The sequence below is a fragment of the Paenibacillus sp. J31R98 genome, assembly GCF_056269245.1.
In genome coordinates, this window is sequence record NZ_JBWDNO010000001.1 from 809,616 (window position 1) to 832,863 (window position 23,248).

The window sequence follows — 23,248 nt, forward strand, 5'->3', positions numbered from 1 at the left end:
ATGAGGCAGTCGACCAGCAACGATCGACTGCCTTTCTTTATCATTCCTATGTTCCAGATTCAACCAAGTGGGGGAGTGTTATGCAGAAGCATGGAGAGTTAACACGCGTTTCGTTAGGCACGCGAATAATCGCCTTTTTATGGGATTATGTCATCATTTCGGGCTATATCATCCTGCTCATCGGCTTATCTTTTCTACTTCGCCCTATGCTGATTCCGATGTTTACGACTAGTCCATTATTGGCAGAGGGGAGTGGATTTCTATTCATTACTCTTCCTGTACTTCTATATTTTTCTATATGTGAGGGCTCGAACGCACACGCGACTTGGGGAAAGCGAAGGATGGGAATTGTAGTGAATGGCATTTCCGGTCGAGCAATCAGCTTCAGATCCGCACTGCTTCGATCTGCCCTTAAATTTCTTCCTTGGGAGCTAGCGCATTTCACCATTTGGCATATGGTCATTCCATCTAACTACCCTGATTCACTCATTTATTCATTATTGGCGGCTGTCTACGGCTTGGTATTCATCTACATGATAAGTCCATTATTTAATAAAAATAAACAAACGCTGTATGACGTTCTTGCAGGAACCGTTGTGAGGTATATTGACTAGCGGGGAGTTTTTTGGATGGATAATATTAACGAAGCAAATACTGTAAAATGTACCGTAATCCGGCTCGGCGTGGTGATGACCATTGGCGAGCAAAGCGCGGTTATTCAGGTGAACGGCAAGCAGATTGAGATCGCACGGGACAAAATCGCGCAGGGCGCGGCGATTGGCGATGAGGTGCGGTGGGATGGGCAGCAGTGGAGCGTTCACGAGAGCCGCAAAGCCTAGTCAGCATCCGTAGCGGGCGAAACATGAGAAAAGCTTAATCCCCTCTGCACCCTCTTACGCGCGAAGGATTACGAATCTTTCAGTGAGAGGTGATGAAGGGATGGAACATATGGAATCGAAACGTTGTTTATTTTGCGATGAGCTCGTACAAGTGAAGCGAAAGGGAGCAAGCGAGTGGTATATCGGCTGTATCTGCGCGCCTGGCGGCGCCTATGGACTGCGTGAGGGCAGCTATGAGCCGTTCCGTCAGCTATCCTATACAGAGAAGCGCAGCACGTTTCCGTTGCTCTCCGCTTATATCCGCGAGCAGAATGATAACGAAGAAGAGGTCGTTCTTGATTTTGAAGACCGCATCAATATACTGCAATCGCCACAAATTCCGGTCACGAGCGAGGATAAGGGCAATCGTCTGCTTCGTTACTTGCACCGTCATACGAGCGGGCCGAATGAACCGCTTGTCATCAGTCAATTTGCGCAAAGCTATAATTTGACCTATTCGCCGAACTTGCAAGAGTTCGTCTATATTACAGAGAAGCTCAAGGAAGAAGGCTTCATCGAACGCATTGGATCGACGCTCAAGCTGACAGAGAAGGGCTGGCTTGAAGCGGCGGCCAACGCCACTGGCAAGGTGCTCAAACAATGCCTTGTTGTGCTCTCCAGAGACGAGGAGCAGGAAATGCATGAATGGATGGAGACCGTCTTCCCAAGGCTGATCCAGCTCGGCTATGCACCGAAGCTGCTTGAAGAGGATCGGAGCGCGAAGCTCGAGATGAAACCGATTGAGTCTGTGCTGCAGCCGTTGGCGAAAGTGAAGCTGCTCATTGCGGATGTTTCGGAGGCTAACAGAGAGCTGTGGCTGCGAATCGGTTATGCGCTTGGGAGCGAAGTTCCAGTCATTCTGACGAGTAAGATGAGCAGTGAAGATGACCTGCCGACAGGCGTCCGGCCGCTGCGCTATGAGGATGTTAATGAGTTGACAGAGCTGCTGCAGAAGCAGCTGTGCTAGTGTGCAAGCCGTCTGCATGAATGTTTTTGGGGTTGCTCCTGTTACGCTCATAGGCTACAATGATTTTATACAATTAAATTAGATGCAAAATACTATGAACGTATTTTAGGAGGTAACCTACTGATGAGCATTTATGATTTCACGGTTCGGACGATTACCGGCGAAGAGCAATCGCTGGCAGCTTACAAAGGCAAAACATTGCTGATCGTCAACACGGCGAGCGCGTGCGGTTTGACGCCTCACTACAAAGGGCTTCAGCACATTTATGATGCGTACAAGGCAGAGGATGTCGTCGTACTCGGCTTCCCTTGCAACCAATTCGGCCTGCAGGAGCCTGGCTCGAATGAAGAGATTGCAGAATTCTGCGATTTGAACTACTCGGTGACTTTCCCGATGTTTGCTAAGATTGATGTGAAGGGCGAAGATGCTCATCCATTGTACAAGTATTTGGTAGATGCGGTTCCGGCTCCATATCGCACAGGCGATATCGAATGGAACTTCGTGAAGTTTCTTGTGGATGCGAATGGCGAAGTCGTGAAGCAGTATTCTGCTCGGACAGAACCGTCGGCAATCGAGCCGGATATTCGCAGCTTGATCGATAATGGCAGCATCGGCGCTGCCCCAAACACGGTGAATGACTAAGCTTTCACTTGACCATAGAACATAGAACGTACAAGAGCGCCCTCTAGAGGGCGCTCTTTGATCTTTCAAGCCGTATTTTGCGCGTGATGATTGCTTTGAGGTTACTGCCTTGCGTCCGGTAGGCGTGATACAGAATGCCGAAGAGCAGCCAACCGAAGCCCATAAGAAGTGCGTCTTTGCTGAGTAAAGCGAAGAGCCACAAGATGATAATGGCGCCAACGCCTGGGAGAATCAAATACTTGAAGGTTTCGACTGTCGATCTGTGTCGTAATTTGATATAATAGTGCCCTATGACTGCTAAGTTAACAAAGAAGAAGGCGGTCAGAGCTCCAAAGTTAACGAATTTGACAGCAGCATCAAGCGAGATCAAGAGGGCGAGCAGAGACACCATGCCGACGATTAAGATATTGATGATCGGCGTTTTGAGCTTGGGATGTACATAGGCAAAGCAGCGGCTTGGGAGAATGGATTCCCGGCCCATGACATACATCAATCTCGATACACTGGAGACGGAAGAGATTCCTTGTGTAAAGATGGCGAATAAGAGCACAATGATGAAGATCGCTCCAAGCGCTGCCCCGCCGACCTTTTGCGCGATTTCAAGGCCTGCCGCATCGATATTGGCGAATGCAATCGCATTGGGGAATGCGAGCTGAGTCAGATAGGATGGCGTCACATATAATACGCTCGCAACAGCAATAATAATGCCGATTGCTCTAGGGATGTTCTTGTGCGCGTCTTTCGTTTCTTCCGTCATGGTCGTAATGGAGTCAAAGCCAAGGAATGAAAAACAGATGATGGAGGCGCCTGTGAGTATCGTGGTGATGGGGATCTGTGTCTGTAGAAGCGGCTCTAAAGGTGAAGTATGCATCGAAAAGTTCCGAAACAGCAGTATACAAAACAGCGCAATGAAGCACATTTGAAGAAGGACGAACAGCTTGGATAGATTCGCCGAGAATGAAGCGCCTCTCATATTAACCACCGTCATAAGCAAGTTGATTCCGATCATCCATATATAAGCAGGTATGGCCGGGAATTGCGCATGCATATAGATACCGAAAGTGAGACACGCGATAATCGGCGAGAAGAGATAATCCAGCAGCAGCGCCCAGCCGACAAGAAACCCGAGATAGGGGTGAATCGCTTTCTTCACGTAGGAATATGCAGAGCCGGAAGATGAATGTGCTCTTGCCATCATACTGTAGCTGTAAGCCGTGAACATAATGGCGACGAAGGCGAGCAGATAAGCTTGTGTCAGCATCCCTCCCGCAGCGTTGTATGCGATACCGTAAATGGAGAAGTAGATCATCGGAGTCATCCAGGCGAGACCTAGAAAAACAATGTGGTGAAGGGATAAATTTTGTTGAAGCTTCGCTTGTTCTTTCATAGGCAGCATTCCTTTGCGTGTACTATTGGCCTGATCTAGTTAGCTATTCTATCATCAACATGTAATTAAATCTTACATGTTAGATAATATAACACGGTTGGCCTTGTGGTCAATCAAAAAAGTTTTGCACCAAGATGAGCATGGGATGGAAAGGATGAACGACAAGTTGTCAATCGCAGAAGAAGAGAAACCGAAACTAATTGCAACAAAGATTTGGAAATGTAAAAATGCGGAGTGTAAAGCGTGGGTACGTGAGGAATTTGCGAATCAAGGCGAGCAAGCTTGTCCGATCTGCAAAGGTCCGATGCATCGCAGCATGAGGCACTTGCCTGCTGTTCAGAATAAGATCAAGAAGCAGCCGCGCAAGCCGAAAGGCGAATTTGATATTTAAGGCATTAGGTACAGAATGAGCAAGGGGAGTAAGGGCTGTCAAGAAAGTAAATGAGGGGACAGATTCAAGCAGTAAAACCGCAAAGATCCAAGTTGGGCAGGCTAGATCTGCATCATCTTGGATTTTTTGCATTGACCGCTGCAGTGGGCAGCATAAGCCAAAAGTATGACCCGTAGGGATACACATTGTCGTGAGATGGGGCGAAGTGCTGAAAGAGTGACCCGTGGGGATACACATTGTCGTGTGATGAGGCGAAATGGTGAAAGTGTGACCCGTGGGGATACACATTGGTGGAAAATCGCGTTAAAAGTTGAAAGAGAGTACCGTAAGTATCTACATTGATTGGAAATCGGTAGACTGCTGAAAGAAAGTGCCGTAGGTATCTACATTGTTGGGGAATCGGTTGATGTAGCAGAAAGAAGCTGGTCTGGTGGACCACATCGGCTGAAATAATGTGGGGCTACATTTTCAATACTGGTAAAGTGAAGAGGCTGTCCCTATAGTCATGATGACTCTAGGACAGCCCCTTCTTTTTAGCTCAAGTTAGAGTTGCTAAGTGGTTATTTGATCCCCATCGCTTTCGCTTGCTCGTTCACCTCGCGAATCATCTGATCCAGTCCTTTGGACTTATAGCCGTCCAGAATGGATTGCCAGATGACGTTCACGGGCAGCTTGCTGATCATAACGCGAATCATATCGTCATTGTCGAAGATCGTGAACGTGTTCTTCGTAGGAGTGGACAAGTTCGTCAGACGAGGCTCGTATGCTTGCTTGCTCGTCTTCTTCAGTGCATTAGAGAGCAGTTCTTGCTGTGCTTCATATGCTTCGGGTGAAATGCCTGAATAATTCGGGTCCAGTGCGAACATCCCGTCCCAATTCGCCAGATTGGCGAAGGAAGAGAAGGAAGGGTATTTGAGCAAGATATTCACAGATGGCTCCGTCTTCGCAATGGTATCTCCGCTTTTCTTGTAGTCGACTCCCTCTAGGCCGTAATGCCGCATCTCCAGAAATTCAGGCGAGTTCATATAATCGAACAGCTGCAGAATACGATCCATCTTCGCATCCGATACGTTCGACGAGATATAACTCTCGGACCAGAACGTTTTGAAGACAGGGCTATATCGCTTGCCGTCCAGGCTTGGGAGCGGTTTAAGAAACTTTACTTTGTCGTAGAAATCATTCTTGCCGGGATATAGCTTCTGCCATCTGTTCTTGTTCATGTTGGCGTCGACGGAGCGGAACATGCCGGATGTAATGATTGCCGCCGCTTTGCCCTCAGTGAACTTATCTAACCCCATGTTGCCCTTCGTGAGCGGCAAGTCTGGATCGATCAAGCCGGATGTATAGAAGTCCCGAAGCAGCTGCAAGGACGCGGTGGAATGCTTCGAGAATACCGCTGGTATGAAGCGGCCGTCTTCCTTGATCCATTTGTAGTCGCTGCCGCTGCCATCGCTCGTTGCCGCAGGAGAGCCGTACAGCCAGAACAAGCCGCCTATCATCAGCTTGGATACAGAAGTCAGGCCGGTGATATGCTTGTTCTCAGGGTCCTTGTCGACAATCGCCTTCAACATGGTGCGGAATTCATCCCATGTCTCCGGCTCCTTGGTAATGCCGGCTGCTTGCGCCAAATCCCATCTATAGGCGACGAGCCGATCAAGCACATTATAATCCGTGCTGTCGTAAGTCTTGCGAGGGATGAAGTAGAGCTTCCCGTTATCTTTGAGATCTTCGAATTCCGGCATCGCCAGATATTGTTCCAGGTACGGATATTTGCTCAAGTCGCCAGGCAGCGGACGAATGACTCCTTGATCCCGCCAATTGCGGTAATATTGCGAATTGACGGCATCGACGGCGAATATGTCCGGCAGCTGGCCGGTGGATGCCCACATCTGGAACTGCTGCACGTAATTCGCGACCGCGATAGGTACTGGTTTGATCGTAATGTTCAGCTTCTCCTCCAAGCGGCGGATAAGCGGATCGTCTTCTAGCGAGCTGTCCGGCAAATCCCAAATCGCAACCGAAATGTCCATATGCTCGGATGAGGCGATGGAAGCGGGTTGAGATGGCTGCCGCTGCTGACTCGAGTCTTCGCACCCCGAGAGAATAGAAGTCAAGAGGAGGATAGCAGTTAAAGGTGCGGTGAGACGCCTCATGATGTTCATTGCTTCACTCCTCGCCGAGCCCGTTATAGGTCATCCGATATTGTTTAGGGGTTTGCTGCGTATTCTTCTTGAACAAACGGGTGAAGTAGAAGTAATCGCGAAAACCGATGCGATCCGCAACTTCTCCAATTGGCAAATTCGTCGTGCGCAGTAGGTGTTTCGCTTCCTTCAGGCGTACGTCTGTCAAATACTCGGTGAAGGTCACTTTGATCTCGCGTTTGAACAGCTGGCTGAGATAATTGGGATGCAGATAAAATTTCTTCGAGATGCTCTGAATCGAGATCTGGTTATGATAGTTATCGTTCAAATAAAGAATGATTTCTTTGAGATTGGCATGCTCCGTCGTGCCCTTCGCTCCGCGACTAACGTTTGCGGCCGAGGCTTGCGAGGACTGCAAGCCTGGGGAAGGATCGCTCGACTGATCATTCCAGCTCTCGTTCATATACGTCTTCAAGCTCCCGATCATCTGATTGAAGCTCGCATGCAGATGATACAACTGTTCAATGTTAAAAATATATTCCTCTTCGGGCAGCCTGGCTGCAAAGTGGAAGTAAACGATGTTGTAGATCTTAAGCGCGTGGCGAATCGTAAGGCTGGCGCGAAGGGAGCGCGTCTCATCCAACAATTCATTAACGAGAGCATTGGATTTCGAGTATGCGGCTTGCTCTAACTGGCGAATGAGCTTTGCTGCCACAGCATCATGCTGCTGGCGCTCAGGTGATTCGATGTAAAAGCCATTTTGACCTGACATGAAATAATTCCATGCCAGCACGGTGCCTTGTTCGATTCGCTCCTGCAAGCCTTCCAAGCTGCGATTCGTAGGTATGATTCCAATGCCAAGAATGCCCTCAGGCAATGCTTGGTCCGTGTTCAACCCGGATAACCAAGCTTCCTGATCGGAAGCAGAGAGCTGAGCTACATAAACGGAGCGGGATTTGCCAAGATTGATGCCTATCCACCTAGAGTCAGGGCTGAACGTAAGGCGTCCATCGCCAATTGCAACAAGCAGATGCAGTTGAGTTGTCGTAATGCCAGCCCCAGTCAATATGCGGTGGAAGGCATCTTCTGTCATTGTCGTGCTTCTGCCCTCAAGCATATCGAGCAGCTTGTTTGCGCGCTTCTGTGCAATCTCGTTCAAGTTTATGGCGGCAGTTTGAAGCAGCTTGCGGATTTCATGATCGTCGAATGGTTTCAGGCAATAGCCGAGCACGCCGTAATTCAGCGATTTCTGCACATAGGCGAATTCGGCATAACCGCTGATCACGATAACTTGAATATCCGGGTCAAGCTCCTTGATCTGCTTAATGAGCTCAAGGCCTGATAATCCGGGCATCCTAATGTCGGTAAAAACGACATGGGGCTTTAACTCCTGTACGTATTGCATCGCTATTGAGGCATTGCTTGCCTTGCCTACGACGCTGAACCCGGATGCTTCCCAATCCAAACCTGCTGCAAGACTCTTCAACACCAGCTTCTCATCATCTACCAGAAGCACTCTAAACATGGGCCATTCCCCCCGGTTGTATCGCTATCGTCGCTTGAATGGGCATCGTTAGCAGGATGCTTGTTCCTTGGTCAAGCGCGCTTGTGATTTGAAGTCCATATTGGTGTCCGAAGGCGAGCCGGAGCCGGTTGTTCACGTTCAATACGCCGATTCCTTCCTCCGTATCCGTAAAGGATGCTTGTTGCTGGTCGTCGGCGCTTCGAGATGATGGTTTCTCCTGAAGCCTTCTCTGGATATGCTGTAGCCGTTGCGGCTCAATGCCTACGCCGTCATCGGTGATGCGAAGTACGAGCGTTGATCCGTCCTCAAGCTCACCGCTAATATGCAGCGTACCCTTCGTCAGCTTAGGCTCGAGTCCGTGGAAGATAGCGTTCTCTACGATTGGCTGAAGGATCATTTTTGGAACCGTTGCATGCAGTGCTTCATCTGTAAAATGATAGGAAACCTCGAAACGATCCTCGAACCTGATCTCTTGCAAATACACATACGATTTCACCGCATTCAACTCTTGTGAGAGCGTGACGGAATCGGAGCCTTTGATGCTGTAATGAAACAGCTTACCGAGCGCCTTGGTCATCTCTACGATTTGCGGCGCTTCCGCTTCGAGAGCAGCACCCTTGATCGATTCCAGCGTGTTATAGAGGAAGTGCGGATTGATCTGGCTGCGCAAATAGGCGGAAGCCGCTTTCTCTTTCTCAATCTCAGCTTCGAGCAGATTGGTGCTCGTCTCGACGAGTCGGCTCGTTAGATTGTCGATCTCACTGAGCATCCCATTCAAATTCTCCGCGACCACATTCATCTCGACATTGCCTTGCAGATGAATAGTTGATTTCAGATGCTGGATGCTGCCGGACTTAATGGCGTTGATGAATCGCACGAGCCGCTGAATGGGTTGTACGATATTGTTCGCGATAACTGCGAAGGGAATCATCATTAAGAGAATGGCTGCAATGACGATGAAGATGCTTCGGTTGCGAACGATACCGAGATCGGCGAGCAGCGCTTCCTGCGGAACGAAGCTGAGCACAGAGCCGCCAATGCTATCGAGCGGCTCGATCTGAATCGCGCCTTTGACGCCGCCGATGGAATCGGTCAGCTTCTCGCCGCCGCTGCTAGCATGCGCGCTGCTCAATCCACTGATGCTACGCGTAATATCAGGTGAGTGGGTTTCCGGATAGACGCTGCCGTGCCTGTCGATAAGGTAGAAGTCAACACCGGGCTCTTCACCGCTGCTGACATCATTCGAGAAGAACATGGCATCCACGTCGATGATGACCGCGATGTAGCCAATCCGTTTGCCGCTTGCTCCGTTGCCTGGCTCGTTCGAATAGATATTCTGAGCGAATAGCATGCTGTTCTTCGCAGGGTTGCTATAATCGACAGCTTCCAAGCCGCTGACGAAGATCTTCTTACTATTGATAATTTGTTCATTCGACTTCTGAACATAATCGATACTGCCGTTAAGACTGTACCGCATTCCGCTAGTGCCAATCAGGACGATATCCCGGAAGCCTTTTCTGCCGGCTTGAAGCGAAATGATTTTGCGATCCAGCTCATTGCTCATCTCGTACAGCAAGCTGGGGTCGTTCTGCGTCATGAATTTCTGCACGAAAGGATCGAAGCCTAAGCTTAGGATGATTTGGCTGATCTCATCCGTCTTCTGCGATAGATTGAGTTGGAATTTCCGAATCATATCCTCGGTATATTGATTGTTGTTTTTAATGACGAGGTTAGAAGTTTGCGAGTATAACGAATAGATAATCGACAGCATGATGATTGCAATGAGGGATACGGCAAGCTTTAGCTGCGTTCTGATGCGCATTCTCGTCAATATTTCCATGAACAGCACCTGCACTTCTCTCGTGGTATGTGAATTAGTATAACATGATTGTTTTCTGTGAGAATCAGATTATGTGCAAGCGCTAACATATATCCATATTTGTATAACTGGAGTACATACAAACCCATCCATGGAATCGCTTATAGAGCAGAGGAGAGGCATGAGAAAAGTCCAGTTTTATCTTAGTTCCCGCCATACGAGCGATTGTCGAATGATCCTATACTGAGCCTTGTAAGCAAATCACGCAAGGGGGTCATTCATTTGAAAAGAAAAAAAACGCTTGCCGCTTTGACGCTCACAAGTTTACTGGCCGTATCCGCTCTGTCGGGCTGTGGATCGTCTAATAATGACACAGCTTCGCAAACGAATGCTTCAACAGAAGGTGCATCGAACGCAAACACAAGCAAGAATACGAATTCGAACACAGCCACCAATTCTTCTACAGACACGGCTGCTGCGACGAACGAAGGGAAGACAGCTAACCTGGAAGGGAAAGTCGTCTTCTGGTCCATGTGGAGCAACGCGGAGCCGCAAGCTAAAGTCATCGACGAAGCCGTCAAAGAGTTTGAGGCTGCGAACCCGAAAGTGGATGTTGAAGTCAAATATAATGGCCGCGATATTAATAAGCTCCTGAAACCGGCGCTTGAGAGCGGCGAGCAAATTGATATCTTTGAACAGGACCCGGAGAAGGCGCTTAGCACCTTGAAGGATCATGTGCTGAAGCTGGACGATCTGCTCGCGCAGCCGGCGATTGGCAGTGAAGGCAAGACCGTGAAGGATTCGCTTATTCCTTCCTTGATGGATTGGGTCAAGACGCTATCTGTTTCGGCGGGCCTCGATGAAGGCTATTATGCAATTCCGCAGCAGCCGTACGCGGTTCTCTTCTTCTATAACAAAGCGTTGTTCGCCAAAGCAGGCATCACAGCAGTTCCTCAAACATGGGAAGAGTTCTTGGCAGATTGCGAGCTTCTGAAGCAATCAGGCGTTGAGCCGGTAACGTTCGACGACGCATACCGCGATCTGTTCATTGGCGGATACTTAGGCAGCGCGATGGGCAGCGAGTGGACGGACAGCCTGGTCAAAGACAAGACTGGCGAACTGTGGAAGGATCCAATCGTACTTCAATTCGCGAAAGACATGCAAACATTGGACGAGAAAGGCTACTTCTCCAAAAAAATCGGAGGCAACAAGTATCCGGCTGGCCAGCAAGACCTTGCAATCGGGAAAGCAGCGATGTACCTCAACGGAACTTGGCTCCCGAACGAAGTAGCGGCGACGGCTGGACCTGACTTCCAGTGGGGTTCCTTCCAATTCCCGGTTGTTCCGAATGGCAACGGCAAGGGTGGTCTGCAAGGTCTATCGTTCGGCGCGCAAGGATTGCTTATCAATAAGGACAGCAAGAACGCCAATGCAGCATTCGAGCTGGTGAAATATCTTGTCGGCAAAAAAGCTCAAGACGGCATGTCCGATCAAGCGCTCGCGATTCCGGCGACAACCGATTCCAAATGGCCTGCGCCTCTGGCTGAAGCTGCAGTTGCCTTCAGCAATGCGAAATTCAACATGCCATGGGGCTTCGGCATCGACAATGCAGGCGACTTCTCAACAGGCACTGTCATTCCTACGTTCATGGAGCTTGCAACCGGCAAACTGAAGCCAGAGGCGTACGTAGCCAAGATGGCTTCTGAGGCGAAGAAGTTCTACGACGGTAAATAAGGAGCAGGTGTGAACGAAAGAGCGCGGCGTTGCTTAGGGAACGCCGCGCTCGATGATTTTTGGTAGAGGCAGACTCCTTACGAAAGGTGTGCTCACATGAGATTAAGCAAATCAATGATCGCGTTGTTCCTTGGACCTGCTGTCCTGATCTATCTGGCGATCTTCCTATATCCGACATTGCGAACGCTTGCAATGAGCTTCTTCACCATTCCGACTCTGTCGAGCAAGATGGGCGAATGGAAGTTTGTTGGCTTCAAGAACTATTTAGATATGTTTGACAGCGGTTATTTCATCGGGTCCGTTAAAAATGTGCTCGGTATCTGGATCATCGGCGGCGTGCTTATCTTCTTCTTTGCATTTCTGTATGCTGTCATCTTAAGTTCGAGCGTACGGGGCAAACAGTTCTGGAGATCGTTGATTTTCCTGCCGAACACTGTTTCCGTGGTCGTCTTGTCCGTCGTATGGCTCCAATATATTTACAATCCAAGCTTCGGCTTGCTTACTTCGGTATTTAACCGTCTTGGACTAACGAAGCTCGCCGAGATCCAGTGGACGGATAACGAGCATATTTACTACGGCATGATTATTGCCTTCAGCTTCGGCTCCATCGGCTACTTCATGCTCATCTTGAATGCCGGCATCAACCGGATTCCTGCTGATTATTACGAGGTGGCCACGATTGAAGGGGCGAATCCGTGGGTCAAATTTTACAAGATTACGCTGCCGCTTCTTCGGGACGTCTTCCGGACGACGCTTGTTTTATGGACGATAACCGCCTTTAATTTCTTCGTCTGGTCCGCGACCTTCGGTCTCGACGATCCGCATACGGTTACGCCGGGCTATTACATGTACCAGAAGGTGTTCGGTATATCTAAGGCTAGCTCCATGCTTGGCGATGGTGCGTTCAACGTGGGCGCCGGCGCGAGCGTCGGTATTCTGATCACGCTTGCGACGTTGATTGCCTCCGCGCTAATTAACAAGCTTTTCCCGAAAGACCGGTTGGAATATTAGGAAGGAGGGCATACATCTCATGCAAAATAGTGCTGTCAAAAAGAAACTGCAAATGATTCCTGCCTACGTGCCGCTATATGGCTGGCTGTTGTTCTCCGTCATCCTGTTCGGCTGGGTCATCCTGGCTTCGCTTAGCTCGACGAGGGATATATTCACGAACTCGCTGCTGAAGAGCGGCGTTCAATTCTCCAACTATGTCAACTTATTCAAAGAACAGGATATCGGCAGGTATTTTTCCAATAGTGTGATATACACCGTTACTGCCTGTATCGGAATCATCCTCGTTGCTGCTCCTGCGGCTTATATCTTGGGGCGCGCCAAATTTAGGGGGCGGGGTCTCGCGAACATGATGTTTATGTCCGCGCTGGCGATTCCGAGCATCCTCATCTCAATCCCGCTATTCTCCATCTTCGTAGAGCTGAAGCTTACCGGCTCTATCTTGACGTTGATCCTGGTCTACATTTGTACGAATGTGCCATTCGCGGTCTTCTTCCTGACAGGTTTCTTCGCATCTGTGCCTAGAGAATTCGAAGAGTCTGCAGCTATTGACGGATGCGGCCCGATCCGGACTTTCGTCAGCATCATTATGCCAGTGGCTCAGCCTGGCATCATTACGCTGTCGGTGTTCAACTTTCTCGGCGTGTGGAACGAATACTTCTTCGCGCTGATTTTCTCCAATGACGCCAATTCGCGGACGCTTGCGCTAGCGTTGCAATCCATTGTGAATGGCTATGCGAATTCTGGCAATTACGGTGGCATCTTCGCAGCGTGTATGATTATTTTTCTACCAAGCTTTATCGTCTATTTATTCGTTTCTAAACGAATTATTGCAGGCTTGACCGTCGGAGCAGTCAAAGGATAAGCAGGAAGGGAATGTGCGGCATGAGAGTGACAACTGGAAGTTTGATCATAGAAGGAGCGGGGCTTGAGGGAGAGAATCCGCTGCCGATGTTTCGCAGCAAGCAGCAGCATCGTGAAGTCACCGACAATGGCAGTTTGACGCCGGAATTGAAGTTGCAAATGGGCGAGAATACGGGGGAGCGGTATTTGCCATACCGCATGCAGGATCGGTATTCGAGGAAGCGCGGTACGATGGAGCTGAAGACGATTGAGCTCGAGAATGATGTGCTGAGAGCGGTCTTCCTGCCTGAGTACGGCGGAAGGCTGTATTCGCTGCAGGAGAAGTCGACGGGCAGAGAGCTTCTGTATCGCAATCCTGTGTTCCAACCGGCGAATCTGGCGATTCTGAACGCATGGTTCTCAGGCGGAATTGAATGGAATATTGGGCAGCTGGGACATACGTTTACGACCAGTTCTTCGGTTCATGCAGCAAAGCTTAACGACGATGATGGAAACGAGTTTCTGCGTATATATGAGTACGAACGATGCAAGAACTTGTTCTGGCATATCGATTTCCATCTGCCGCCGGGCGCCAAGCAGCTCGGCGTCTATGTGCGGATTGTGAATGATCAGGCAGCTGCGGTTCCGATGTACTGGTGGACGAACATTGCGGTCGAAGAAACGGAGAAGTCGCGAGTGTTCTCGGGAACGGGAGATGTCATCTATATAGATCCTTCTCAGAAAGGCTACGGCGCTGATCGCTTGCCGTATTTGCCAGCGGTGCCGAATGCGGATGTATCGTATCCATTGGCATTCCCCTATGCGAGCGAATATTTCTACCAGACACCAGTCGAAGCGCGCTCGCCTTGGGAAGCGGTTGCTTACGAGGACGGTCGGATGTTCTTCGAGCGTTCAACGTCTATGCTGCGCTATCGGAAAATGTTCTGCTGGGGCGCGCACGCCGGCGGCAGACGCTGGTGCGACTTCCTCGCCAAGCCGGGAGAAGGTAACTATATCGAGGTGCAAGCGGGTCTTGCGCCGACGCAGCTGCATGGCATAGAGATGCCTGCGGGTACGGTATGGGATTTCACTCAGCTTATTGGCGGGCTGAGAGATGCGGACTTGGTGCGCGTCTATCAAGAGGATTGGGAGCAAGCCCGCCAGTATATAGAAGCGCAGATTGACGAAGTGCTCAGCGAAGAAGAAGTGTATGCCGCGCATGCGAAGCATCAGGCGCTCGCTGGCAAAGCGCCGGAATCGATGCTGCATATTGGATCGGGATGGGGTGCGTTGGAGCGTATTCGCAGACAGAGCGAGAGCGACGGTGGCTCGATTCCGAGCGGGTTTATTTTCGCAGATGAGACGTTAGGTGCACAGCAGAAGCCGTGGCTGGACCTGCTCCGAGAAGGAGAGCTGACGGCTCATGAAGTAAGTGAGGTTCCGCCATCTTGGATGATTCAAGAAGAGTGGCTGGACAGGCTTAGCGCCAGTATTCGGAATCCGAAGGGCGAAGTTTCTCCGACATGGAACGCATATTTGCACTATGGCGTGATGCTCTATGAGAGCGGACGGGAAGCTGAAGCCATTGAAGCTTGGGAGGCATCGCTTCGATTGGCTCCATCGGCGTGGGCCTATCGGAATTTAGCTGTGGCGAAGCGTCAGGATGGGGAATATGAGCAAGCGCTGAGCTATTATGAGCAAGCGTATGCCGTATCTGGTTCATTCCCGGATCGCGCATTCGTGGAAGAATATCTGGGGCTGCTTATTCAGCACCGATCGTTCGAACGGGCTTGGAGCGTGTATGAATCACTCCCGCAGCAGTTCTATGACAGCGACCGTATCCAGATTATTGTGGGCGCAGCCGCGCTGGAGCTTGGTCACGATGCGTTCATGGAGAGGCTGTTCGAAACGGAATTCGCGGTCATTCGTGAAGGGGAGACGCTGATTATCGAGCTCTGGTATGCGTATAATGCGAAGAAGTTAGCGTTGCAGCAAGGCGTTGAGTTGACGCCGGAGCGAATCGAAGAGGCGAAGGAGTTGTTTCCTCCGCCGCTCGGGATTGATTTTCGCACGATTGGTTGAGGATGGTTGGCGGGAGAAATGGCATACGAGAGAATTAGCTTACTAAAGAAATGGTGATACAGCATTCCGCTGTGTCGCCATTTTGTCGTGTACAGATTGCTGAACACCGGCTTTCTTGCTTTACGCTAACTGACCGCCATATTTGAACTCGTTTACTTTCACGTTGTCACCTCCGCTAACGGAACACACACGCGTTATTGAGTCGAATCCGGTTGCTTAGAAAATGTAACGGAACACAGAAACCTTATTGCCAGCTAATTAGCCCATTTCAGGGTAATTAGCTGGCAATAACTTCTCTGTGTACCGTTAGAGCACCAGATGCGTGAAAAAACGACGAATAAGCGCTGTGCGTTCCGTTAGACTAGCAGACGGTTGGCTGGTTGAGTAAATTTTCGTGTATTGCTTGATGTTTGTTGGTCGCCGACAGTCGCTCTGATCGCTAACGGAACACACACGCGTTATTGAGGTGAATTTGGCAGCTAGGAAAATGTAACGGAGCACAGAAACCTTATTGCCAACATTTTAGCCCATTTCAGGGCAATATCGAGGCAATAACTTCTCTGAGTTTCGTTAGAGTGGAGAATGCGCGAAAAACCGATGAATAAGCGCTGTACGTTCCGTTAGAGTGGCAGGTCGTTGGTTGGTTGAGTAAATTTTCGTGTACTGCTGATGTTTGTTGGACACCGACTGCCGCTCTGATCACTAACGGAACACACACGCGTTATTGAGGCAAAATCGGCAGCTAGGAAAATGTAACGGAACACAGAGACCTTATTGCCAGCATTTTAGCCCATTTCAGGGCAATATCAAGGCAATAGCTTCTCTGTGTACCGTTAGAGCGCCAGATGCGTGAAAAACCGACGAATAAACGCTGTACGTTCCGTTAGTGTGGCGGACGGTTGGCTGGTTGATTAAGCGCTGTACGTTCCGCTAAGCTGATTGGCTGTTAGGCAATCCTTAATAAAGCAATCGCCACAAGTAAAACGTCGCGTATGCTTTCCAGTCGCCCCAGCCGGCTGATAGCTCCTTGATCTCGGCGATGGACGGTTTGTCGGCTCTACCGAGCAGCAGCTTGAGCGCATTATGGAGCCCGACATCTGCGATCGGGAACGCCGCGGGCACGCGAAGGCAGCGCATGAGCACATAATTGGCGGTCCAGGGGCCGATGCCGCGGATGCTCGTCAGCGCTTTCTCGATCATGGCCAGATCTCCATGCGCGAGCAGCTGCTCCTTGGACAATCGGCCTTCGATCATCTCATTCGCTGTTCCGATGATGTACTCAGCTTTGCGAGTCGTAAGCTGCAGCGGCGTCAGGTCTTCAACATGGAGGCGCGCGATTGCCTCCGGCGTGGGGAAAGTGAAGTAGCGCCTGCCTTCATAATCCAGATAGGTGCCGAATTGTTCGACGAAACGCCGCTTCAGCGTGTACGCGAATGGCAGATTGATTTGCTGTCCCATAATGCCCCAGCACATCGCTTCGAACAGATCGTCGATGCCCACAATACGCAAGCCGTAGAATGTCTTCGCACAATCTCGAAGCAGCTCGTCTTGTTCGGCTAATGCGAAGAAGGGAGACAGATCGCGGTCCAGATCGAACCATTCTCGAACATAAGCCTCGGCTTCGGCGAGGATGTCTTCCGATAGATCGAAGCTGCCGTCTTCTGTCTCTAGAGGGAACTCGAGCTGAATACTGCCGTCAGAGGTCGATGACAGCCGGATCAGGACGGGACCGGATGAAGTGGTGATGAGTCTTGTTACCATGCGGTTCTCCACATGGAACATGCACTCCTTGTCGGAGCGGCTTAAATAGTCAACCGTGCGATCATAGCTGAACGCGGACGGCGGTTTGATTAAGATGGAATGAACGCCCATGATGCGATGAAACACCTCCTAGATTCATGCAGCTTCTGTATATAGAGAGTATCATACTATGGCTGACGAGGGCTTTTCTAATCTTGCTGTTTCATCTGGCGCCACTTACAATCAGATAGGTTCAGCGGGTATACTTGGCTAAGAGGTGAAGCGAACATGATGAACGATGAGCGCTGGAACGCGATCGTCAATTGTGATGCATCTTATGACGGCCAATTCTATTATGGCGTGACGACGACGGGCATCTTCTGCCGGCCATCGTGCAAGTCCAGAACGCCGCTCCAAGCACATGTGCGGCTGTATGAATCAGCGGCGGACGCGCTGGCTGACCGGCTGCGGCCGTGCAAAAGATGCAAGCCGGACGGCATGCGGCTGCCCGATGAAGAATGGGTTGCTGCGATTAAGGAAGTGATCGCAGCTCGCTATCAAGAGCCGCTTACGCTGCCGGTGCTGGCAGAGCTGATGCATGTGAGCCCTTATCACATGCACCGCACCTTCAAGCGGCTGGCTGGCGAATCGCCGGCTGCGATGCTAAGCCGCACGCGAATTACAGCCGCGAAGCAGCTGCTTCGCACTTCTGCTCTGCCGATCCGCGAAGTTGCGGAGCGGGTCGGATTCCCGAACGCGGCGCACTTCGCGACGGTGTTTCAGAAGGCGGAAGGTTGCTCGCCGACAGTTTATAGACAGCAGCATAGGGCACGGGCATGCGACGTTATAGATAAATGAAGGATAGGTGATTGCTTTTGAACCGTATACATTGGACGATATTTCACCATGGTGCTTGGAAGCTCTACATGGCTGCAACGGAAGAGGGGCTATGTTACGTTGGCACGCCGAATGCGCCATTCGCAGAGCTGACCGCATGGGTACAGAAACGATTCCCGGGACTCCCGCTTGAGCAGAATGATACCATTATGACTCCTTACTGCGAGGAGCTCCGTCAGTATCTGAGTGGAGAGCTGCAGCAGTTCGGACAACCATTGCATTTGATCGGTACGCCGTTCCAAATGTCAGTATGGGAAGAGCTGAAGCACATTCCGCATGGGCGAACATGCTCGTATTCTGATGTTGCTGCGCAGCTCGGCAAAGAGAAAGCGGTTCGTGCTGTGGGCACGGCAATCGGAGCGAATCCGGTGCTGTTCGTCGTCCCATGTCACCGTGTTGTCGGCAAGGACGGCTCCTTAACCGGGTATCGCGGAGGCATGGATGTGAAGGAAATGCTGCTGAAGCTGGAAGGCGTGCTATAATAGAGCGATACCAGAGGCTTTTAGCAGCGAAAGGATGACAGTATGATTACGATTACAGAGTTTGAAGTGAATAAAATTAAAGACCCGTTCGGCATAGTCGCTGGCGACCGATATGAGTTCCGGCTGGACCTCGATATTGAAGAGGATGACGAGCTTTATTCGGAGAGCGGCGTATATGTGAGGGTTATTTTCCGAGTGGAGGGCGAAGAGTCCGGCGTTGTGAAGTATGAGCTTCATGAGCGCGGCAACGACCGCTATATGGACTTTGATCTGGAGGAAGAGGAAGAGCAGCTCATTGAAAGCTTCTGTAAAGAGCATTTCTCCGAATGGGGGGAATAGACTAGAAGCAAAGTGAGCGAAGGCGGTGAATGCATGACAGTCCATTACCTACTGAACTGCTACACGAATCAGATTCTGGTGAAGCAGGAGGATGGGGACGACGGACTCTATTATGTCGACATTCAAAGCAGCAGCAATCCCAAACGATCGAGCAATAAGCTATATACGGCGGAGTCCAAAGCGGAAGCGGTCCGCATCGCGAACCAGCTATGCGCGTTCTATTCGATGGCGAGAGTAAACGGTTACTACCTGGATGGCAGATGGTTCAAGCAAGAGGACAGCAAGTCAGCTATTTCGGTCGAACATGTGCTGAGGCGTGTGCGTTCGAAAGGTGAAATGCATGCGATGCTAACAAAGTCGAGATAGCACTACTGCACGATTGCACGAACGCACGACCCAAGCAGTTTAACCAAAAAGGACCTTTCGCTCAATCAAAGCGAAAGGTCCTTTTATTTAAGAAGCGTTAATGATCTTCAACCTGCGCTCCTCACGCTGTTCTTCCGTCATCTTCGGACAAGTGTAGCACATGTCGCCATTCTCACGGCAATAGTACATGCAGCAGCCGGAACGAATGATTAGCTTGCCGCCTTGCTGGTAAGGACTATCAATGTAGCGCGGCTTGTGCGCGAACGGATTGCGCCGGGTGCCAAACAGCTCCCCGCCGAGCTGCTCCGTCAACACGGTATGGTAGTGTTGGAATCTTGCAAGCGCGTCAGCATCGGATTCCTTGCTCGTCAAGGAGCTATTGAAGCCGATCAATAAACTTCCGGCTTGCTGCCAGATCAATGCAGGCTTGATGCCCGCAGCAGCGGCAATGCCTTGAACAGCAGGCGTAATAGTCCGCTCAAACAGCTGTGTCAGAGTATCATGTATGAATGTCTCGTGCGAATCATCATCAACAGGGATTGGGGTTGCAATCACCTCGCGAATTCGGTAGCCGAAGCTTGCCCACTCACCTTGATTCGTAATTTGCAGCTCAAGATTATCGAGGGACAAGTCGAGTGCGAGACCGTTTCTCGCCATAATAACGACCGTACCTGCACATAATCGGAACAGCGACGTGCCGAGCATCGAGGCTGCAAGCTCTGAACCAATGGACTTATAGATATTTCCGGTGATTTGTAACGCTTCATTTACAGCATCTGGCATTAGGAAGTCGCTAGCGGGCATGACGAAAGATGGCGATGCAGCGCCTTCCGGCGACAGATGGATGTAGAACGACTCCAGCGCTTTGAAATCAATCGCTTCATAATTCATGGACATATGCGCTCACCTCTTTGATAACCGTTCTCAAGTAGCTTGAAATGCAATTATAGAACGAACAGTTCAAAAGTGTCAACGCTTTCTTAAGTGTCTTCCAATGCTATGAAGTGGACAGTCTTAGCCTGAGCCGCTTATAATGAAGGGATGTTATCAGATGGAAAGTTTGAATTGATCGTCATGAACGGGGCGTAACGCGAATGAAAAAATTCAAGAAGTTTTATATCGAAATTACGAGCGTATGCAATTTGGCTTGCTCCTTCTGTCCACCGACGAAGCGGCAGGCGAACTTTATCAAGATTGACGCTTTTACGAAGATACTCGATGAGATTAGGCCTCATACCGAATTTATCTACTTTCACTTAAAAGGCGAGCCGCTGCTGCATCCGAAGATCGACGAGTTGCTGGATCTGAGTCATGAGCGCGGGTTCAAGGTTAATATTACGTCGAACGGCACGCTGCTTCATAAAGCGAAGCATAAGATTCTCGGCAAGCCAGCGCTTCGGCAGATGAATTTCTCACTGCACAGCTTTGACGGCCATGAAGGCTCGGTCGATAAAGAAGGCTATGTCGGCAGCGTGCTTTCTTTTGTCAAAGAGGCTGTTGCGACTTCGAACATGCTCGTCTCCCTTAGATTATGGAATTTGACCGAGGATAATACGACGAACGCCGAACGCAGCCGTAATCAGGTCATTCTTGATCAGATCGAGCGCGAGTTCAACCTCGATTTCAAGATTCAGGACCAATTCAAGCGGGGCAGCGGCATCAAGATTGCTGACCGCATCTATTTGAATCATGATCATGAGTTCCAGTGGCCGGATTTGAAGGAGAAGGAAGACGAAGGAAAAGGCTTCTGTCACGCGCTTCGCAATCAAGCGGGCATTCTTGTAGACGGAACGGTTGTGCCTTGCTGTCTTGACGGAGAAGGCGTCATTAATCTAGGCAATATTCACGAGAAGCCGTTCGGCGAGATCATTGAAGGGGAGCGAGCGAACAACCTTTACGACGGTTTCTCGCGCAGAGAAGTGGTCGAAGAGTTGTGCCGCAAGTGCGGATACCGCCAGCGCTTCAGTATGTAACAGAAAGAAGGTAAAGCGAACAATCATGAGTTATTTACCGCTCGGGAACAGGCGGGAGCTGCTTGCTCTGAATCAGAGTAACAAGTCGCGAATCCCGCTGTTCTATGTTGCCATTGTTGTTTTTGCCCTGAAAATGGCGCTGCTGCGTCATTTTCTATTTAGCGGCATTGAATGGAGCCGCATTGCTGCGGATCTATCGGCTGTGCTCGTCATCCTGTCATTAGTCGAACTCATTACACCTGCACGGCTGAAGAAGTATGCGTACGGCGGCGTGAATCTAATCTACTCGCTGATCCTGTTCTCCTCTGCGGTTTACTTCGAGCATTTTGGCTCGGTGCCGACTTATACGGCGCTATACGAGCTGCACCAAGTAACGAAGATCAAGTCAAGCGTCGAGTCGACCATTCAGTACAGTCATTATCTGTTCTTTACCGACATCGCTGTGGCGCTGATTATTTGGATTGCTGCGATTGTAATGCGTTTGCGTGGAAGAGGAATTGTAAGGCGCCGTAATGCCGCTGTTCCGGCGGCCCCGATGTACCGTGTGGTCCTCACCGTTCTATTCATCGTCAGTATTGCGTTGTCTGCGCGATTCATCCAGCTTGGCATGCCGATTCAGAATGAATTGGTCGAAGCAGAGCAGGAAGGCTTCCTGAACTATCAAGTGTCGGCTGTTATCAAGGCGGAGCGGGATGATAGTATCGCGTCTGAAGGCAATACGGATGAGATTGTGAAAGAGGTCAATGACCTCCAGGCGACTTATCCGTATAAGGACAAGCCGCAGAACGGCACTCCTGCTTACTTCGGAACGGCTAAGGGGAAGAATGTCATCATCATCCAGATGGAGGCGTTCCAGAACTTCCCGATCCATCTGAAGCTTGGCGGTCAAGAAGTGACTCCTGTGCTCAATAAGCTAGCAGGCGAGAGCTTGTACTTCCCGCACATCTTCCAGCAGATCGGTCAAGGCAACACGTCGGATGCCGAGTTTATGTCGAATACGTCGATCTATCCGACGGCGAAGATCGCAATGTCGACCGGATACGGTAATCGTGTCATTCCGAGCTTGCCGAGATTGCTGCAGAAATTCGGCTATAACGCGAACACGTTCCACGTCAATGATGTGACGTTCTGGGACCGCAACAAGCTGTATGCGGCGCTGAACTTCGATCATTATTACGACAAGCCGTTTTATAAGAACGATAACTTCAACAGCTTCGGCGCATCAGACGAAGAGCTGTATCGGGTAGCGACGGAGAAGCTGACTGCCGACAAACAGCCGTTCTACGGGCAATTCATTACCGTATCCAGCCACTTCCCGTTCGATGTGCCGCAGGACAAAATGAAGATGAAGCTGCCGGATGAGCTCGAAGGAACGCAGCTTGGCAATTATCTGCTTGCTGTCAATTACACGGACTATGCCATCGGCACGCTTATCGACCGACTGAAAGCGGACGGGCTGTGGGACAATACAGTACTTGTATTGTACGGCGATCACTTCGGCTTGCAGCCGAATGACAATGATCCCGGACAAGTGAGCAAATCGCTCGGAATTAAGTATGATCCGAAGGTAAGCCGGTTTAATATCCCGCTCATCATTCACGTACCTGGAGAGGAAGAAGGCAAGGTGGTTCAGCAGGTCGGCGGTCAATTGGACATTATGCCAACTGTCTCGAACTTGCTCGGCATCTCGCTCACGCAGGAGAAATTTACTGCGTTCGGGCATGACTTGCTGAACATTGATCACAATGTGTTCGGCATGCGCTACTACTTGCCGACGGGCTCGTTCTTCAACAATGATATTCTGTTCGTGCCGGGACAAGGCTTCGATGACGGAACAGCGATCAACATTAAGACGCTGGAGCCGGTGACGGATCTGACGCCTTATCGCAAAGACTACGACTACATCATGAAGCTCATGACGTTGTCAGACCGTTATGTGAAGTCATTGCCTAAACGGTAGGTAATGGTAGGAATGCACGCTTAATAAAGCCTCTCTCGCTTGATTGCGAGGGAGGTTTTTTGCTTGGAACAAGA

General features: G+C 50.3%; 21 protein-coding genes. 15 read left to right on the forward strand and 6 right to left on the reverse strand.

All coding sequences use genetic code 11. From position 1 onward, the window contains the following. Positions 1 to 80 precede the first annotated feature (80 nt). From AC0YNX_RS03695 to AC0YNX_RS03710, 4 genes are all read left to right on the forward strand, one after another. On the forward strand, positions 81 to 614 hold the full coding sequence (locus AC0YNX_RS03695; protein ID WP_475814283.1) for an RDD family protein: 534 nt from the start codon (positions 81 to 83) through the stop codon (positions 612 to 614). A gap of 15 nt (positions 615 to 629) precedes the next feature. After that, the gene (locus AC0YNX_RS03700; protein ID WP_475814284.1) at positions 630 to 839 is read left to right on the forward strand and encodes a hypothetical protein; all 210 of its coding nucleotides are present in this window, start codon (positions 630 to 632) and stop codon (positions 837 to 839) included. Positions 840 to 948: 109 nt separating this feature from the next. Beyond that, positions 949 to 1,845, forward strand: coding sequence for a hypothetical protein (locus AC0YNX_RS03705; RefSeq protein ID WP_475814285.1), 897 nt, complete (start codon positions 949 to 951; stop codon positions 1,843 to 1,845). A 123-nt stretch (positions 1,846 to 1,968) separates the two neighbouring features. Beyond that, positions 1,969 to 2,487 carry a glutathione peroxidase gene (locus AC0YNX_RS03710; protein WP_475814286.1) on the forward strand — a complete coding sequence of 173 codons (519 nt, stop codon included), beginning with the start codon at positions 1,969 to 1,971 and terminating at the stop codon, positions 2,485 to 2,487. 43 nt (positions 2,488 to 2,530) lie between these two features. Here the strand turns inward: AC0YNX_RS03710 and AC0YNX_RS03715 are convergent, their stop codons facing one another. After that, positions 2,531 to 3,874: an APC family permease gene (locus AC0YNX_RS03715; RefSeq protein WP_475814287.1), complete on the reverse strand. Its 1,344-nt coding sequence runs from the start codon at positions 3,872 to 3,874 to the stop codon at positions 2,531 to 2,533. 154 nt (positions 3,875 to 4,028) lie between these two features. On the opposite strand from AC0YNX_RS03715, the gene AC0YNX_RS03720 reads away from it, so the two are divergent. After that, on the forward strand, positions 4,029 to 4,265 hold the full coding sequence (locus AC0YNX_RS03720) for a cold-inducible protein YdjO-related protein (RefSeq protein ID WP_475814288.1): 237 nt from the start codon (positions 4,029 to 4,031) through the stop codon (positions 4,263 to 4,265). A 560-nt stretch (positions 4,266 to 4,825) separates the two neighbouring features. Here AC0YNX_RS03720 and AC0YNX_RS03725 read toward each other — a convergent pair. The 3 genes from AC0YNX_RS03725 to AC0YNX_RS03735 are packed head-to-tail and all read right to left on the reverse strand — an operon-like array spanning position 4,826 to position 9,753. Next, positions 4,826 to 6,427, reverse strand: coding sequence for an extracellular solute-binding protein (locus AC0YNX_RS03725; RefSeq protein ID WP_475814289.1), 1,602 nt, complete (start codon positions 6,425 to 6,427; stop codon positions 4,826 to 4,828). A gap of 4 nt (positions 6,428 to 6,431) precedes the next feature. Further along, positions 6,432 to 7,931: a response regulator transcription factor gene (locus AC0YNX_RS03730; RefSeq protein ID WP_475814290.1), complete on the reverse strand. Its 1,500-nt coding sequence runs from the start codon at positions 7,929 to 7,931 to the stop codon at positions 6,432 to 6,434. After that, on the reverse strand, positions 7,924 to 9,753 hold the full coding sequence (locus AC0YNX_RS03735; RefSeq protein ID WP_475814291.1) for a sensor histidine kinase: 1,830 nt from the start codon (positions 9,751 to 9,753) through the stop codon (positions 7,924 to 7,926). The genes AC0YNX_RS03730 and AC0YNX_RS03735 overlap by 8 nt, the downstream gene beginning before the upstream one ends. Before the next feature lie 279 nt (positions 9,754 to 10,032). On the opposite strand from AC0YNX_RS03735, the gene AC0YNX_RS03740 reads away from it, so the two are divergent. The 4 genes from AC0YNX_RS03740 to AC0YNX_RS03755 all read left to right on the forward strand — a co-directional run bounded on the left by AC0YNX_RS03740 (position 10,033) and on the right by AC0YNX_RS03755 (position 15,417). Beyond that, the gene (locus AC0YNX_RS03740) at positions 10,033 to 11,484 is read left to right on the forward strand and encodes an ABC transporter substrate-binding protein (protein ID WP_475814292.1); all 1,452 of its coding nucleotides are present in this window, start codon (positions 10,033 to 10,035) and stop codon (positions 11,482 to 11,484) included. A gap of 96 nt (positions 11,485 to 11,580) precedes the next feature. Further along, positions 11,581 to 12,495, forward strand: a complete 915-nt coding sequence (locus AC0YNX_RS03745; protein WP_475814293.1) for a carbohydrate ABC transporter permease — start codon at positions 11,581 to 11,583, stop codon at positions 12,493 to 12,495. Positions 12,496 to 12,514: 19 nt separating this feature from the next. After that, a complete protein-coding gene (locus AC0YNX_RS03750; RefSeq protein ID WP_475814294.1) occupies positions 12,515 to 13,357 on the forward strand; it encodes a carbohydrate ABC transporter permease in 843 nt (280 codons plus the stop codon). A gap of 20 nt (positions 13,358 to 13,377) precedes the next feature. Continuing rightward, entirely contained in the window at positions 13,378 to 15,417 is a 2,040-nt protein-coding gene (locus AC0YNX_RS03755) for a DUF5107 domain-containing protein (RefSeq protein ID WP_475814295.1), read from the forward strand. Between the two features lie 957 nt (positions 15,418 to 16,374). Here the strand turns inward: AC0YNX_RS03755 and AC0YNX_RS03760 are convergent. Next, positions 16,375 to 17,289, reverse strand: coding sequence for a DNA-3-methyladenine glycosylase family protein (locus tag AC0YNX_RS03760; RefSeq protein ID WP_475814296.1), 915 nt, complete (start codon positions 17,287 to 17,289; stop codon positions 16,375 to 16,377). Positions 17,290 to 17,445: 156 nt separating this feature from the next. On the opposite strand from AC0YNX_RS03760, the gene AC0YNX_RS03765 reads away from it, so the two are divergent. From AC0YNX_RS03765 to AC0YNX_RS03780, 4 genes are read left to right on the forward strand one after another with little or no spacing between them, the layout of a single operon-like run. Beyond that, positions 17,446 to 18,015, forward strand: a complete 570-nt coding sequence (locus AC0YNX_RS03765; protein ID WP_475814297.1) for a bifunctional transcriptional activator/DNA repair enzyme AdaA — start codon at positions 17,446 to 17,448, stop codon at positions 18,013 to 18,015. 17 nt (positions 18,016 to 18,032) lie between these two features. After that, complete coding sequence (locus tag AC0YNX_RS03770; protein WP_475814298.1) at positions 18,033 to 18,536, forward strand: methylated-DNA--[protein]-cysteine S-methyltransferase; 504 nt, start codon at positions 18,033 to 18,035, stop codon at positions 18,534 to 18,536. A gap of 42 nt (positions 18,537 to 18,578) precedes the next feature. Beyond that, the gene (locus AC0YNX_RS03775) at positions 18,579 to 18,875 is read left to right on the forward strand and encodes a DUF6509 family protein (protein WP_475814299.1); all 297 of its coding nucleotides are present in this window, start codon (positions 18,579 to 18,581) and stop codon (positions 18,873 to 18,875) included. A 33-nt stretch (positions 18,876 to 18,908) separates the two neighbouring features. Continuing rightward, positions 18,909 to 19,241 carry a hypothetical protein gene (locus AC0YNX_RS03780; protein ID WP_475814300.1) on the forward strand — a complete coding sequence of 111 codons (333 nt, stop codon included), beginning with the start codon at positions 18,909 to 18,911 and terminating at the stop codon, positions 19,239 to 19,241. An 87-nt stretch (positions 19,242 to 19,328) separates the two neighbouring features. On the opposite strand, the gene AC0YNX_RS03785 is transcribed toward AC0YNX_RS03780, so the two are convergent. After that, positions 19,329 to 20,138: an IucA/IucC family C-terminal-domain containing protein gene (locus AC0YNX_RS03785; RefSeq protein WP_475814301.1), complete on the reverse strand. Its 810-nt coding sequence runs from the start codon at positions 20,136 to 20,138 to the stop codon at positions 19,329 to 19,331. Between the two features lie 197 nt (positions 20,139 to 20,335). Here AC0YNX_RS03785 and AC0YNX_RS03790 point away from each other — a divergent pair, with 197 nt between their 5' ends. Both AC0YNX_RS03790 and AC0YNX_RS03795 read left to right on the forward strand, forming a co-directional pair. Next, the gene (locus tag AC0YNX_RS03790) at positions 20,336 to 21,214 is read left to right on the forward strand and encodes a radical SAM/SPASM domain-containing protein (protein ID WP_475814302.1); all 879 of its coding nucleotides are present in this window, start codon (positions 20,336 to 20,338) and stop codon (positions 21,212 to 21,214) included. Positions 21,215 to 21,239: 25 nt separating this feature from the next. Further along, positions 21,240 to 23,174 carry an LTA synthase family protein gene (locus AC0YNX_RS03795; protein WP_475814303.1) on the forward strand — a complete coding sequence of 645 codons (1,935 nt, stop codon included), beginning with the start codon at positions 21,240 to 21,242 and terminating at the stop codon, positions 23,172 to 23,174. The last annotated feature ends 74 nt before the right edge of the window (positions 23,175 to 23,248 follow it).